Genomic DNA, 14,826 nt, shown 5'->3' with positions numbered 1-14,826 from the left:
TACAAATGGTTAATCAAATCGGTTGTCAATGGTGTGAATCGGATAAAATAAAACACGAACAAAATACTGTTTATTGGGAATTACCAGATGGTACGAAGGCTATACAGATTAATGCTGTACCATGCATTACATGTTTAACGTGTGGTATCGAATATCAAGAAGAAGCAATAGTAGATACAATAGAAGAGCAACTGTTGTTAATCAATACTGAGCAAATTCAACAGTCAATTACTTATGAGGAGCTGTTAGCAATACCACGTTTATTAAAGAAGAATTACTTCAAGTTTTAATATAAACATGTCATAAACATGCTTGCTACAAGTAGTAAGTAAATCATTGATATATCTGCATGCTCAATTATGACGTCTTTGAATGTTTGAAATATCTCTGCTTCTGACTTTATTAGAAGCAGAGTTTTTTTATTTTTTTACAAAATTTATATACCGTTCGAAAATTGTTACTTAAGATGGTTTCCTTTTTCGTAAAAGTGTCAAGAACATTTTTAATAATATAAATTCAAATCTCTATAAAGAAAAATGAATGAACTCATTAATTACAGCAGCTCTACTGCATTCTGTATTTATAAAAAAATGACCATTGTTAGGCAGTTTAGTTTTTCTAAAAGAATAGCATCTTTCCCGTAATTTCAAACATTATATTATCCAATAAAGCCAAAAAAGAAGCTGTAAAAACAAATGCAATTATTGATAATACTATCCTATTTTTTAATTGAATAGCATTGAACCGTTTATAAGACCTGTCAAATAACATAATTATTAATATAAGGAGAGGTAAGCTTATACCAATGAAAGATAAATGTTGGATAAAAACATTATCAGTATTATTTAGTCTAGTTGTATCAATTGCACTAATTGTTTTATTAGTACCTTAAATTTAAATAATATTTGATCACTTAAAATGGATTGTATTACTTATAGTTTGGAGGCATAAGAATGGAGCAACATTGCTGTGAAACAATGACACACTACGTTAATTTCAAATGTAAACAACATCCTAATATTTTTGATTGTCCCGATAGTCTAATACACTATACAGAGAACTTAGATGAGTATGGGTTAATCATTCATGATGGAGGTACCTCTGTTTTAACAATTTATTACTGTCCATGGTGTGGGAACAAACTTCCGGAATCGAAAAGGGATTTATGGTTTGAAACACTTTATAAATTAGTATTTGATGACCCAACAGAACAGAGGATTCCTGATGAGTTCTTGACAGAAAAGTGGTATAAAATCAAAGAATAAGAGTTTTAAATATATTGACAATTCCTTATTTTAACAACTGGTCTATTAGTTCACGACCATAATTAAATATCTACTCATAAAATTTTTCATAATGCGGGCGTAAACCTTCATGATTATTTGCAATAATCTTACAAGCATGGTCATCATAATAATAAAGACAAAGTAGGATGAGACAATAAATTTAACAGAGGTGTTTTTAGTCGTGTCAAATACTGATTTGTTTACAGCCATCTATATTCCAAAGACACCCTTTGTCAATGGTTTACTAAAGCCGAAAAGGGCGAAAAAATTTAAATTTAAAATATGTAAAACAGAAAAAATAGCAGAAACCTTATATCATTATTTGTATAAAAAAGAAGAAATGCAAATTCACTGCTATTATTTCATCGGAGATTTAGATGATAGGTCAGAAAGGTATTTATTTGTTCAAAATAATGCTCTTTATGATGAGTTTATCTCACAGTTTTGGGGTGGTGGACAAAGGGATTCGGAATGGGGCATGGACACCTATCTAGATGTTACTAAACCAAAAGAAATTCTACATCAGCTTGAAAAAGTATATAACAATCTTTTTTATGAGGAGGATGAATCTATGCCTACGTGTCATATATATGGGCAGCAATCGTGGCATGGAAATGCGTTTTTAATTGCTAATCGTGCTGCTTTAACCGAGCTACGAGATGCCATTGATACTGCGTTAAATTACGAAGAGGCAAGATTAACTCTATTTCCTTCTGATGATGAAGGATATGATTTTTTTATAAAATGTACAGAAGAAGATTTTAAATGGCAAATGTTAGAGATGCCGTATCATGATAGGGTATGCTACTAACCTGATGAAACGGTCAATCTTCCACCATATAAAGCTTTTAAAAAATATAAACGTTTTTTTAGTAGAGGTATGTAAAAAAGTTAGCTACTTAAAATAAATGATGATACTCTTTCTAACAAAAAATAGTACATTCAATTCCATAGACGTTAGCATTATGTAATTTGGATCTGTATAATGATTAAAAACTTATATTATAAGTTGGGATACAATTCTATGATGTTATGTATCCCGTTAACAATATATAATATAAGTTTTCATTAACATGACGTCCTTGTTTTTTATGTGTGCTTATATATTACAACTTACTAACCAACTTCTATCCAACTGTACTAAATTTTCTTTCATTTGGCGTGAATTTTTCCTTATTGTTAATTGTTCATTTACTTTGGTTAATGATTGTTTTGTATATGTATGATCGACTTCTATATTGTTCCATAATGAAGCTATTAAGTATGAACGCTGATTATTACTAAACATCCATCCTAGCATATCTTTATTTTCATTCATTTTTGTATCACATAATGAATTTTGACTCTTTTCAAAATCGTTTTGCCACTCTTTTGTACAGGTGCCTTTTTCGACGTTTAAAAATGTTGCTTTTTGTATAACCTCACTTATATTAAAATTCATTACTTTTAAATTGTTTTCAAAAATTTCAACTTTAGTACTATCATATTCGTTCATTTGATCATTACCTTCTATGATTTCATCATGCTTATTCTTCATGAATAACTTATATGAGGAATGATCCTTCCAAAAAGCGATAATACATGCTTTAGTAGGTGTATTTATATCCCATCCTCCAATTTGGCCTAGAAAACCATCTATATTTTGGAGTGATCTCCAATGTTCTTGTGCAATTGAAAACTGTCTTCTCTTATGTAATGGCACATTACAAACGATCCATTTAATTAACATCCTATCACCTCATTACAGATTTAAAAAAATTTACCAAGGACTGTATACTCCTTCAATCTTGTACTACTTTTACAATAATTACATCAATAAGATGAAGTAATTTATATACGACTTTTGATGTAGACACTTGCGTGTGAGTACAACATATGTATGATCTAATTGAGGTAATAGTAGCTCCTATGTTGCACGTTGGAGCTGGGGGAAAAATAATTACTGTAAAAAATAGTTATCTAGTTGTTCGTGTTTATTTTTTGATTTCTTTCTGATACTAGGTTTATGAAAATTCAGCTACGAAGGGATTGCAGAACTCTGTTAGAAAAGTTTGTGTTCCTCTTAGATCATGATAAAAGCCCACTGCATGTTAGTAAAACAAAGTACCACGAGACAAGTAAAATAATTGACCCATAGTTATATAAAAAGTTAATATAAACACAATGAACACAATTAATATCATGTATATGAGATTGAGAGGTAGTAGCTTTGAAATCATTTTATCATTATCTTATGACATATAGGGAACCTAAAGCAAAGACTGATATCGGGGGCTTTGCAAACAATGCTTACCAAGATCATGGCTTTCCTAAAAATTCTTTTGATTATAATGAAATTAGCACGTATTTAGAAATGAATGGTTCGTACTTAGCCAGTATGTCAATATTTGATACAGCTTGGGAGCTATATAGAGCTCATGAGGAACATTAGAAATATAACGTTAAAATATCCTGTCATGAAGTTAAATTGATTTATCCCTCTTCTGATCTAGCTGCATATAATAATGTATTAGAATGTAGCTTACAGCAAGGGGGTTAATACATTTGAAGAATGAAAAAAAACCACAATTTAAAGTCGGTGATGTAGTTGTCATTTCCAAATATGGTACTGTTGGGATGATTACAAATGTCACCATGATAGATGGGTTAATTTTATATGAAGTAAATTACAGTGATCAGTTATATGTCCAAAATGCGATTCAGTTATTAGCTGATTATGAAAATAATGTTGAAATTGAAAAAATGGAAATCGATTATAAATTTTATTTTGGTGATATTGTGAAGGTGTTAGAATATGGAAACACCTTATTCAAAGTAATAGGAATTAGAACAGAAATATGGCATTATCAAGCTGAGGTTGCTGTTGATATTATTTATGAACTCGTAAGCATTAATGAGGGGGAGTGGCTTGAAGTCAGTGAAGAAGAGCTAGTTTTATTATCTGATAAAGATAGTAGTGAGGTATTAACAAAAAAACATGTAACGTTAAAATATTTAAAACATAAGGAATTAGATCATTTTTCACCTTCTTATGTAGAAGAATCTGATCAAAGTCGTACGTATATTAAAAAAAAATATTTACAACTGATTGACTACTATTTAGATATTTATAACGACTACAAACGCCTATATGAAACATTTCAGGATGAGGAATATAAAAAAATAATGGATATTATTTTCTATCATTTAGAAAAACTATCACTTTATTTAAGTAGATAATAATTTTATAATTGAAAAAATTTAATTAAGATGTAGATCAAGTAAGGCAAACCAACATATTTGATGCATGCAAACATCCCATTAGTAACCTTTTCTAATAAACTGTCAAAAGCTTGTCCACTTACAACATTTATCTCCTCACTTTCCGCATGAGGCTTTACATAAGTTACTTGCTTTGCATACATACATAGCCCTCCTAAAAAACTTAACTTTTATTACACGATATGTAATGTCATTACATAATATACATGTTTTACAAAGATTCTTTTCATTAACTTTTCCACCAACATTTGAATAACTGATGTGTATGATATGATTCTTATAGTGTTTAGAGAAAAAAATGCCCCGAACGTTAGTCATATTCGTATTTAGCCCCACTTATAACGCTCTTTTCATAAGCTTTTTTCCTATAGTCCCTAAATAGAAGATAAGGATGTTGTTTTAATCAACAGTTATCGTTAGAAGAAAGCTGCCAAGGTTTTTTAGTAGGAAACATCCAATTTTAAAAAGTAACAAATAATGCGAATAAACCCTTTGCAAAAAATAGTGTTCGTGTCATGATTTGAATCTTTTGGTATATCGTAAAAATTTCACACATAAACCTGTAAAAAAGGAGGCGGTAAATGTAATGAGTGAAATCAATGTAGTGATTGATACAGAAGAAATTGCTGAGTTTTTCTTTAATGAATTACTAAAGAGAGGACATATTCCACACGCAGAAGATCTCTTAGATATAGCAGATATCACTTTTGAATATTTACTGAAGAAGAACATCATTGACGAGGAATTTGATACCGACTAAGACTGCAAAAAATTATTGAAAATACTTCCTATTTGAACATGGTGTTTATAGTATAATAGGATTAGTCAATATATTTGCGAAAATGGGAGGATATGAATATGTCATTTTTTAATAAAATGTTTGCAAGTATTGGAATTGGTTCGACAACAGTTGATACAAAGCTGTATAATGACCGATTAGTAGCTGGTGAAGAAGTAAAAGGTATTGTTGAACTAACTGGTGGTAATGTTGATCAGGACATCGATTCAATCTATTTGTCTGTCAAAACAACTTATATTAAAGAAGTTAATGATACAAAGGTTAATAGACAAGTTGATATTGGAAAGTTTAAAATTAATGAACCTTTTACAATAAAGGCTGGGGAAGCAAAAGAAATCCCCTTCTCATTTGAGCTACCTATTGACACTCCTGTTACAATGGGTAAAACAAAAGTATGGATTCAAACAGGATTAGACATTAAAAATGCTGTTGATCCTAGTGACAAGGATTACATTTTAGTAGAGCCGATGCCTTTAACAACTGCTATTTTTAACTCAATTAACGAACTTGGTTTTCGTCTGCGTGAAGTTGAAAGTGAACAAGCTCCGTATAGTATGAAAGGGCGTTTGCCATTTATTCAAGAGTTTGAGTTTTTTCCTACGAGTGGACCATTTAGAGGTAAGTTAGATGAGTTGGAGTTAGTATTCTTCCCTCAATCACATGACAGTGTTGAAGTACTTATGGAAGTAGACCGTCGAGCGAGAGGTCTGGGTGGCTTTTTAGCAGAAGCGTTGGAAATGGACGAATCCATCATCCGTTTTACAGTTACAACTAATGATATGGATTATCTTACACAAAAAATGAAAGAACTAATCGAGAGATATTGCTAAATAAAATGATAAGAAAGTCAAGAGGTTGACTGAAAGCTCAACCTTTTGACTTTTCTTCTTGTGAAATAAGCTGTTCATTTAAGTTCCCTGATGGCATAACACAAAAATTTTCGTATAGTATTAATTGCTTATTAGTCATATCATTCTTAGTCATTAGTTTATTACTTATGATTCCGTCAATAGGTTCGTTTATAGCAAGCCTGTTTGCAGTTTCAGAACGATCAATCGTCCAAGCAAAAATGCTGACATCAATAGAATGGGCTGTTTTTATTAGTACGTCTGTTACAAAATACTTATGAACTGATATGAAATCAAATATACCTGAATATTGTAGGATTTGATAAGGTGAGGTTGATTTATCAATAATGATTCCGGAAGAAATTGAAGGGAGCAGTGAATGGAATTTCACCATAGAGGCTTCGTTAAATGATTGTACTTTAATATGCTGCAGCAAGTTTTGTTCGCTTTGGTATTTTTGAAGTACTTGCACTATTTTTTCTTCTATACCTGGATAATGTGAAGGGTTTTTAATTTCAATCATAATGCCAATATGTCGGCTATATTGTTCTATAACATCTGATAATGTAGGTATTTGTTCATTTGCATATTTTGTATGAAACCAACTACCTGCATCCAACTGCTGTAATTCTATTAGTGTTAAGTTTTTTACATAACCAGTTCCATTCGTCGTTCTGTCAACCGTTAGATCGTGAATAATGACTAAATGCGAGTCTTTTGTCATTTGTACATCAACTTCTATATAATCAGCATCCATTTTAACTGCCTTATCGAATGCTGCAAAAGTATTTTCTGGTGCATAAGCGGATGCTCCCCGGTGGGCTATAAATATGATAGAATCATTTATTAACATTTGCCCATAGACAAATGCCGAGGAAAGAAAAAAATAAATACTGAACAACATCAACATTAGCTTATACATCACGTCCTCCTTCCCATAATAAAATTACATTATTATATGCAAGCTTAAACGAACATGTAAACATGCTTAGGCATATTTTTACTAATTCTGTTAACAGTCGTCTAATAACTTTGATGGTTGTGACCGCTTTTCCGATATTTTCCAACTTAATAATTCTATTTATAAATCACGTTATTTCAGAACCGTGCTACGCATAAGTCGTCTAATATGGAGTAATATATACAGCTAAAGGAGATAATAAACCTTGAAAGCACAATAATTGTTGAGTCCATTAGTTTCAGTTGTTCAGATGAATAATTGGAACTTTTATTATGTTAAATAGACAAGCTAGATGAGACCAACATACGATAATATGGGTAACTATGGTATAATTGGAATACAATAGTTCGGTAGCTAAAGGGTGGTCGGCTTCATACTCCTTGCGAAGGGAGGTGATGCCTATGTTGACTACATTTGAAGGGATAATGCTCATGATTGCTTTTGCAACATTAGTCGTAGCGATTCTTTCATTTCAACATAAAAAATAGACCGCCCTTAACGGAATAGGGTTGCGGTCTATCTTTTTAGATATATCAGCCGATCCTCTGAAGAATCGTCTATTGTAGGACCGTGAGTGTTGCGAGCACTTGCGGTCTTTCTTATTGTATGCAGTTACTGCTAGTCTATGATTAGAATATCATATTTGTTGGAAAATGTACAACCTAGGAATCTTCCTATACTTTCTCTATTCTTTCCTAACCCAAAAAGGGATATCCTTTTTTGAAGGGTATTCATCTTCATAACGTTTATTATTAGCTAAAAAATCTAATCCTTCCTCAGTAAGTTTTGCTCCACCTAAAAATATATCGGTAAAAGTAATAATTTCGCCCTTTATGTAATTATGCTCTTTAATGTAGTGGATTACTTTTCTAAATTCATAATACTTCATATTGTAATCTTGTGCCTTAGGTAAATTTGATTGATGTATTTCCCTTAAAATACTATAAATAAGACGCATCAATATCCCTCCCAAAATAAATATAGCAAAGTTTGATTGATGTTATTAACATTATTCAAGGCTGGTATATTTTATAGTTGTTATTGGAAAATATGGAGTATTAACATAGACTTAAGTACATTTTTGTCACGTTATTATGATAGCCCAGCCTTCTACAGCAAAAATCCATACATATAAAATAAATACAATTTTAGAAGGTGAAAATTTCTAATGAATGATAAAAATTGTGCATGTAGAATAGTTCCACCACCACCTCAAGGTCCTCAAGGACCACCAGGGAAACAAGGACCACAAGGACCAATGGGTAATCCAGGAACACCTGGTAGTGCACTAGGTATTTGCGGTCTTTTTAACACATCCGCTACGCCTATTTCAGTAAATAATATAACACAAACAGTGCTGCTTACTGATTCAAATCAACCATGTACGGGTGGCTTTATAAATAATGATGCTAATAATCCCAACGCAATCATTCTTCCTGCTAATGGCTTTTATCAAATCACATACGGTATGATTTGTCTAGTAGAAGGCGGTAATTCTGATATTGGGAGAGATGGGCAACTACTTGGATTTAAAATCTATAATGGAACAAGCTTGTTTGATGAATCTAGTACAATTATAGACAATACACCTGACAACGCCTCTGATCTAGGTATACCAATATCTAAAACTTTTCTTTATAACGGGATGATGGGAGAACCTATTACTATACAGGTATCCGACCTTATCAATGAAGTTCCTAATTTAACACCAACTTATTTTAGACCATATCTAACGATAATCAGGTACACATAAGTAACACACGGGTACTCTCCAATTACCAGAGTGTCTTTTGCATGTATGATTTTTTTGAAGAACTGTGAATATGATGTTTAAATCTAGGTTGCAAAATAGAAGCAAGAGGAACTAGTGGATAACATAGACAATCGTACATTATTGACACATTATAGATGATTAGTCCAACCTGTTATAGCAAATAACTATACAATATAGTAAAAATAATGATAGAAAAGAAAAAGATTGTAAATATAGAGTAGTTCCACCACCACTTTAAGGGCCATAAGGGCCACCAGGGAAACAAGGATCACAGGGAAGACATGGTCCACCAGGGATAACTATGTTAGTTAACACTGTTAAGCAGTGTACTAGTTTTAATGTGGAAGAATTTTCTACAACTTATGACGTTATAATAACAAGTGTTATAGATGCTCCACGATTTCAGTTTTTCAATTTATCTGTAATTCAAACTAGATGGCGGGAATTACACTTTCTTATCAAATAATGACCCCATAGAGTTGCAGCAGTTGGTGACATCATAAACTATAATGCCAAGAGTATTTGGTGGTGCTGCAATAGAAAGAAATCCAGCAAGTGGAGACATGTTCATCAATCTCAATGATGATGATGATAACGATTGTCCTTTTCTACACAGGTAATGTTACAATCTGGTGAGTCTGTTGAATTTGTCATCCTTGGCATCCGACAAAATGATACACCAATTCCTGAATCAGAAAGTCATGTCTCTATTTAGCTGAAGAATTAATACAACGATATTGTGCTCACTCCTTTATGGGTGGGCTCTTTCTTTGACGATGTTTGTATGTGGAATAATATGGTATACAAATCTAATTAACTTAATAAGAGTTATGCCATTTCTTTATTTCCCGAATTTCTTACATATTTGTTGTATATAAATCTTCTAATATAAATAGTAGGAAAATCACCTTTCTTGTCGAATTGGGATTGTATATCCAATAATGAAAGGTGATGTCTTTTATAATGAAGAAACAAGCAGTTGAAGAAATGAAGTATATAAAAGAGGATTTGCCATAGGATAAAATAACTGAGATACACAATTTTTCTATGCTGCATTATGGACAACGGATCATCTTTACAGATCAAAGTGAGAAATTAGGTTACTACTGTCCGATCGACTATCATGTATATCAGATGTAAGTGCAGTTGGAATATTTTAAGGAATCTAAACTACAACAACTATTCGTTACATTCTTATTGGAGATTTATTACATCAATAACCTTCAGGAGCTGAATTATATAAAGTACCATTAAAGCTCAAGAGGAGAAGTAAAAAAAGTTCATCATAGAGGAAGTACTAACAACGTTTTAAGCTATCAAGAACCTTGGAGTTGCAATACAAAGAATGGGTCAACTTATCAGTTCTGGTAGGCTGACTCAAATTGAGTGGAGATAGCTTGATTTTATGTGTTGAAGCTAGTTTAATTCAGTTAAGTTATGGCTTATAGCAGATTGAAAAAGTTAAAAATTAGTAGAAAAAAGCTTTTTGACAGTAAACTCAATAGGGAGAGATGACATGAAGTATCATAGAACAGATTTTTTAGTGTTAGCGGGATTTTTCTTTTTTCCATTACTGTTGTTAATAGTAGTGAGAAGAACAAACATTATTAATATTGGAATTGGAAACCTAAATGTCAACCAACCAGAAATAGATGCGAACAAAGAGTGCACACCCAGTAATTAGTAGTCCGCCGCCCGTACGTTCACGAAAGGAGTAATGTACCAACCAGAGAGGGGAGAGTGCTAATAAAGGGTGTACTCTATGTTGTGTAAGCATGTAATTTTAAGCTTGTATTAATGTGATAGGTCAAATAAATCATTTTTTTGACTCATTGATTAGTAAGGCAATTAGTTCTAGATGCTTTTGAGATTATACATAAACATGCAAGGTGGGACCAACTTACAATAATATGGGCAACTATGGTATAATTGGAATACAATAGCGAATTTCTAAGGGTGGTCGGCTTCATTCCCCATGAAAGGGGGTGAGGCGTATGACGGTATTTGAAGCATTGATGTTGGCAATTGCATTTTGCGGGCTGATTATTTCAGTACTGTCGTTCAACAAAGATGACAACAAATAGACCACCCTTAACGCTTTAGCCAGAGCGGTTGGTGGTCTATTTAGACTATTAAAGCCGACTCTCTAGAGAATCGTCTATTGTACAGACCGTGAGTGCTTGCGACACTTGCGGTCTTTCTTATTGTATGCAGTTACTGCTTGTCTATGATTAGAATATCATAATTGTTGGAAAATGTACAATTTACATAGGCCTCAGTCTATTTTAGTTACGTTATATATGTTAGTCCAACCTGCTATAGCAAATATGCATTTTACCATCTTTACAGAGTGGTCTTGTAATAAGGTTAAATCAAACACAGCTCGGTTAGGTGAAGGATTTGGGACAACAATGCTAAATTAACCAACTGTTTTCAATAATTAATTAGGTTTAACTGTGATTGTATAAGGGAGGTTTGAATGTTTGAAATGAAGAAACCTCTCACCGTGTATAGTAATATCTAGTGGATGGATCGTTGCTGGGCGTTCAGTTGGATACCAATGTCTTCCTTCATTCACTAAAACAAAAACACCAAATTCATCACCGTAAAATGCAAAATTATCACCAATTCCATACATTTTGTCGATAATATGAGGGATCAAAACTTCTTGCATTTGTCTGACTGAACTGGAAGGCATGCCGATTTCTCCAACGTCAAACCAGCCGAATGGTTCCTCTTCATTATCATTAAACGGTCTCACAAGCACTTCTAAAATATTCCCATCAGGATCATAAAAATATGCTTGTTGTCCTTCCCAAAATAAAGAGGTTTCTCCTGACTCATCTGGTAATAACACATCCCTCTTTGACAACGTTTTATATATATGTTCGAAATATAGATCGTTTGTACGAAAACAAAGATGATAGAATGGAAGTTGTGAATCATGTTCAAAGTTTAGCCGGGTCTTTCCAGCCATTACAGAAAACATCCTGTCGTTTTCTTCAATTAATGTCATTTGCAGAACATCTGTATAAAATTGCTTCATTTTTTCTAAGTTATATGTTTTCATAGATAACTCAATAATCTTCATTTTTAATCTCTCCTTTGTTTTTTTAAAAAAATCTTTATATAATTTGTTGTTGAGTTTATTGTAATAAACTTTATTAAACAGAGCATTAGGCAGATGGTTGAGTATTACTACAACTTTCGTATGAGGTAGTGAATAATTTGTTAATAGAAAATAAGCCCACATCACATATGCTGTCACATAAAATATGAAAATACTAATTGACAAAGACATATCGTTTATTTTATGATATAGGTAAATTAACTTAATGTTTCTCCTAAAGGGGAGTAGCTTTTACAGCAAAGTCGTCATTACGGAGTTTGATACTCTCGGCTTTGTTGGCGACATAACGTTGTTAGCAAGACCTTTATCTAGCGGTAAAGGTCTTTATATGTAGAAAAACCTTTACCACTCTGGTAAAGGTTTTTTTTGATAGGTAGTACAAAAGTGGAGTGAAGAAATGTAAAAATATTGATCTACTATACATGACATAACACGATAATTTTCTACAGTATCATAATCGTTTAAAAAAATATTATATTGACCTTTAATAAGAAAAACTAATTGAAAGGTGAGTGAATGTATTGAAAAAAGTAAAAATGCCGTTAGCACAACTAATTAGACAAAACAAAGAAGAACTTCTTAAAGACAAGGATACTATTGCCAAAATCGAGAAACGCATTGATAAGAAGCATGTTGGAAATAAGTAAAACATTTGTAAATGCAACAAAATGACTGGCGTCGGAAGCAAGATATTTAACATGCTTGGTTAATTAAAATGATGGATAGAGCTAGTAATTAAATTGTGATAGGAGAGAATCAATATGGCGATTGAAAGGATAAAAGTTGTTCCGTGTGGTTGTAAAGGTACGATACAATTTTGCGAAACATGTGGTGGCACTGGTAAGTTGAATGCTTGCCGTAAAGTATTAGCTGAGACAACCATTGAACCTATGGGCCAAACTAATGTAAAACAATCTTTTTTTAGTGTTACAACAGCGGATGATTATCTGGCGTACTCTAACATTAAACAATTTTTAGAAAACTTAATTGTTACAGTAAAAATGGAAAGAAAAACTTACAAAATTACCTTTACGACAATTTAAGCATACTCAGTAGCGTCTACATTACCTTAATGTGAAATTATTAACGATTAAGGTAATGTTTTTTTAATAGAGAAAATATAATTATATAGTAGGGTATGTCAAAATAGTAACAACTTTTTTAAAGGTGTAAAGTCAAAAATATAGAATCCATTATTATAGTACTTTTTAATAGGCTACCTACGCATGATATTTTCCTTCATACCAAAGGATGTAAAACTTATAATGATCGTTCGTGGTATCTTTGCTATTTTAAATTTTAAAATTGATGTCAACTTGCTAAATTAATACAATTGTTGCTATGCCTATTTAGATACTTAACAACAAATATGACGCAAAGAGCCTGTTAATAAGTGAAAGGAGGCTGCCTCTTAATAAACTGTGCATTAACGCTCTCTACTTCTCTCGCAAAAATATAGAATATGAATGATTATTTTCATGTAAACGAAAAAATATATTACACTATTTAAACGGGGTACTATAGCTTATTAATTCGGAAAATTCAAAAAATATAATATGGAGTTGATTTTATGAATTTAAGATTAACCGATGAGCAGAAGATGGTTCAAAAAACTATTAGAAAATTTGTTGAAAAAGAATTAATTCCTCTTGAAAACGACGTTCTCAGAAATGAACGTGCAGGTAAGCCAGGTCTTCCTGCTAGTAAATTGAAAGAGCTTCAATTAAAGGCGAAAGAAGCTGGTTTTTGGGGTATAAGTACGCCAAAGGAATATGGAGGAGCAGACCTAGGGCAGATGATGTTAGCAATTGTTCTTATGGAAGTGTCAAAAACTTTTGTACCTTTCATGTTTGGTGGCTCTGCGGACATCATTCTATATTACGCAAATGAGGAACAAAAGAAAAAGTATTTAATTCCTACTATTGATGGGGAGAAAAAATCGTGTTTTGCCATAACAGAACCAAGTGCAGGCTCAGATACGAGAAACATAAAAATGACAGCGGTTAAAGAAGGAAATGAATGGGTTTTAAATGGAGAAAAGACGTTTATTACAGGTGGTAATGATGCTGATTTTGTTATGGTTATTGCTATTACTGACAAAGAAATGCATCAAGCAACAGGAAGAGATGGGGTGACGTGTTTTATTGTTGACAGAGACATGGGCTGGAGATCAGAAGAAATTTTAACGATGGGAGAAGGTGGCCCTGCAAGTTTAGTTTTTGAAAATGTACGTGTACCAGAAGAGAATATCCTTGGAGAGATTAATGGAGGCTATAAGTTAGGCTTGGAGTGGATAGGCTTTGCAAGATGGATAGTTGGGGCACGTGCAGTAGGTGCTTCTGAAAGACTGCTTCAGATGGCTATTGATTATGCTAAAGAGAGGGAGACATTTGGGAAACCGATTGCTACAAGACAAGCTATTCAATGGCAAATTGCCGATTGTGCTGTTGAAATTGAAGCTGCACGCTGGCTTGTGCTAAATGCAGCATTTACACTGGACCAAGGTGAAGACAATCGTCATGCAGCGTCTATCGCAAAACTATACGGAGCAAATATGGGGAATAGAGTAGTTGATCGTGTGCTGCAAATTCATGGTGGTATGGGATATACGAAGGAGCTCCCAATAGAAAGGTGGTACCGTGAGGCACGGCTCTGGAGGATTTTTGATGGAACAGATGAAATACAGCGCTTAATCATTTCTAGAAATCTATTAAAAGGCCATGTAAAAGTAGGACAATTCGGTTAAGAAGATTTTTTGGGAAGGAGA

At 32.7% G+C, this 14,826-nt stretch carries 19 protein-coding genes; 14 read left to right on the top strand and 5 right to left on the bottom strand.

Annotated features, from left to right (window positions below):
• Nucleotides 1-17 precede the first annotated feature (17 nt).
• The 3 genes from SLH48_RS13280 (at nucleotide 18) to SLH48_RS13270 (ending at nucleotide 2,097) form a co-directional block, all read left to right on the top strand.
• Nucleotides 18-290, top strand: a complete 273-nt coding sequence (locus SLH48_RS13280) for a YokU family protein (protein WP_214484277.1) — start codon at nucleotides 18-20, stop codon at nucleotides 288-290.
• A gap of 663 nt (nucleotides 291-953) precedes the next feature.
• Nucleotides 954-1,265 carry a DUF6980 family protein gene (locus SLH48_RS13275; RefSeq protein WP_320258583.1) on the top strand — a complete coding sequence of 104 codons (312 nt, stop codon included), beginning with the start codon at nucleotides 954-956 and terminating at the stop codon, nucleotides 1,263-1,265.
• Nucleotides 1,266-1,467: 202 nt separating this feature from the next.
• Nucleotides 1,468-2,097, top strand: a complete 630-nt coding sequence (locus SLH48_RS13270) for a hypothetical protein (protein ID WP_320258582.1) — start codon at nucleotides 1,468-1,470, stop codon at nucleotides 2,095-2,097.
• 288 nt (nucleotides 2,098-2,385) lie between these two features.
• Here SLH48_RS13270 and SLH48_RS13265 read toward each other — a convergent pair whose 3' ends face one another.
• Entirely contained in the window at nucleotides 2,386-3,015 is a 630-nt protein-coding gene (locus SLH48_RS13265; RefSeq protein WP_320258581.1) for a YdbC family protein, read from the bottom strand.
• A gap of 480 nt (nucleotides 3,016-3,495) precedes the next feature.
• Here SLH48_RS13265 and SLH48_RS13260 point away from each other — a divergent pair, with 480 nt between their 5' ends.
• Nucleotides 3,496-3,717, top strand: a complete 222-nt coding sequence (locus SLH48_RS13260; protein ID WP_214484849.1) for a YozE family protein — start codon at nucleotides 3,496-3,498, stop codon at nucleotides 3,715-3,717.
• Nucleotides 3,718-3,830: 113 nt separating this feature from the next.
• Nucleotides 3,831-4,505 carry a hypothetical protein gene (locus SLH48_RS13255; protein ID WP_214484848.1) on the top strand — a complete coding sequence of 225 codons (675 nt, stop codon included), beginning with the start codon at nucleotides 3,831-3,833 and terminating at the stop codon, nucleotides 4,503-4,505.
• A 5-nt stretch (nucleotides 4,506-4,510) separates the two neighbouring features.
• Here the strand turns inward: SLH48_RS13255 and SLH48_RS13250 are convergent, their stop codons facing one another.
• Complete coding sequence (locus SLH48_RS13250) at nucleotides 4,511-4,690, bottom strand: hypothetical protein (RefSeq protein ID WP_320258580.1); 180 nt, start codon at nucleotides 4,688-4,690, stop codon at nucleotides 4,511-4,513.
• A 443-nt stretch (nucleotides 4,691-5,133) separates the two neighbouring features.
• Here SLH48_RS13250 and SLH48_RS13245 point away from each other — a divergent pair, with 443 nt between their 5' ends.
• Together SLH48_RS13245 and SLH48_RS13240 are read left to right on the top strand one after the other, a co-directional pair.
• Nucleotides 5,134-5,307 carry a YozD family protein gene (locus tag SLH48_RS13245; protein WP_214484846.1) on the top strand — a complete coding sequence of 58 codons (174 nt, stop codon included), beginning with the start codon at nucleotides 5,134-5,136 and terminating at the stop codon, nucleotides 5,305-5,307.
• A 98-nt stretch (nucleotides 5,308-5,405) separates the two neighbouring features.
• Nucleotides 5,406-6,176, top strand: coding sequence for a sporulation protein (locus tag SLH48_RS13240; protein ID WP_214484845.1), 771 nt, complete (start codon nucleotides 5,406-5,408; stop codon nucleotides 6,174-6,176).
• Nucleotides 6,177-6,213: 37 nt separating this feature from the next.
• Here SLH48_RS13240 and SLH48_RS13235 read toward each other — a convergent pair whose 3' ends face one another.
• Complete coding sequence (locus SLH48_RS13235) at nucleotides 6,214-7,116, bottom strand: glycerophosphodiester phosphodiesterase (protein ID WP_320258579.1); 903 nt, start codon at nucleotides 7,114-7,116, stop codon at nucleotides 6,214-6,216.
• A gap of 434 nt (nucleotides 7,117-7,550) precedes the next feature.
• Between SLH48_RS13235 and SLH48_RS13230 the strand changes: the two genes are divergently transcribed.
• The gene (locus SLH48_RS13230) at nucleotides 7,551-7,643 is read left to right on the top strand and encodes a putative holin-like toxin (RefSeq protein ID WP_250886864.1); all 93 of its coding nucleotides are present in this window, start codon (nucleotides 7,551-7,553) and stop codon (nucleotides 7,641-7,643) included.
• Nucleotides 7,644-7,840: 197 nt separating this feature from the next.
• On the opposite strand, the gene SLH48_RS13225 is transcribed toward SLH48_RS13230, so the two are convergent.
• The gene (locus SLH48_RS13225) at nucleotides 7,841-8,113 is read right to left on the bottom strand and encodes a YjcQ family protein (protein ID WP_214484151.1); all 273 of its coding nucleotides are present in this window, start codon (nucleotides 8,111-8,113) and stop codon (nucleotides 7,841-7,843) included.
• Between the two features lie 210 nt (nucleotides 8,114-8,323).
• Between SLH48_RS13225 and SLH48_RS13220 the strand changes: the two genes are divergently transcribed.
• From SLH48_RS13220 to SLH48_RS13210, 3 genes are all read left to right on the top strand, one after another.
• Complete coding sequence (locus tag SLH48_RS13220) at nucleotides 8,324-8,908, top strand: hypothetical protein (RefSeq protein ID WP_320258578.1); 585 nt, start codon at nucleotides 8,324-8,326, stop codon at nucleotides 8,906-8,908.
• 1,537 nt (nucleotides 8,909-10,445) lie between these two features.
• On the top strand, nucleotides 10,446-10,613 hold the full coding sequence (locus tag SLH48_RS13215) for a hypothetical protein (protein WP_320258577.1): 168 nt from the start codon (nucleotides 10,446-10,448) through the stop codon (nucleotides 10,611-10,613).
• Between the two features lie 310 nt (nucleotides 10,614-10,923).
• The gene (locus SLH48_RS13210) at nucleotides 10,924-11,013 is read left to right on the top strand and encodes a putative holin-like toxin (RefSeq protein WP_250886792.1); all 90 of its coding nucleotides are present in this window, start codon (nucleotides 10,924-10,926) and stop codon (nucleotides 11,011-11,013) included.
• Between the two features lie 356 nt (nucleotides 11,014-11,369).
• On the opposite strand, the gene SLH48_RS13205 is transcribed toward SLH48_RS13210, so the two are convergent.
• Nucleotides 11,370-12,020 carry a VOC family protein gene (locus SLH48_RS13205; RefSeq protein ID WP_320258576.1) on the bottom strand — a complete coding sequence of 217 codons (651 nt, stop codon included), beginning with the start codon at nucleotides 12,018-12,020 and terminating at the stop codon, nucleotides 11,370-11,372.
• Nucleotides 12,021-12,571: 551 nt separating this feature from the next.
• Here SLH48_RS13205 and SLH48_RS13200 point away from each other — a divergent pair.
• From SLH48_RS13200 to SLH48_RS13190, 3 genes are all read left to right on the top strand, one after another.
• A complete protein-coding gene (locus SLH48_RS13200; protein WP_413785422.1) occupies nucleotides 12,572-12,706 on the top strand; it encodes an FbpB family small basic protein in 135 nt (44 codons plus the stop codon).
• Nucleotides 12,707-12,820: 114 nt separating this feature from the next.
• Entirely contained in the window at nucleotides 12,821-13,102 is a 282-nt protein-coding gene (locus SLH48_RS13195; RefSeq protein ID WP_214484147.1) for a hypothetical protein, read from the top strand.
• A 527-nt stretch (nucleotides 13,103-13,629) separates the two neighbouring features.
• Nucleotides 13,630-14,805 carry an acyl-CoA dehydrogenase family protein gene (locus tag SLH48_RS13190; protein WP_214484146.1) on the top strand — a complete coding sequence of 392 codons (1,176 nt, stop codon included), beginning with the start codon at nucleotides 13,630-13,632 and terminating at the stop codon, nucleotides 14,803-14,805.
• The last annotated feature ends 21 nt before the right edge of the window (nucleotides 14,806-14,826 follow it).

This window comes from Cytobacillus sp. IB215316, from assembly GCF_033963865.1.
GTDB lineage: Bacteria > Bacillota > Bacilli > Bacillales > SM2101 > Nanhaiella > Nanhaiella sioensis.
This window is presented reverse-complemented; position numbering and strand designations above follow the sequence as displayed.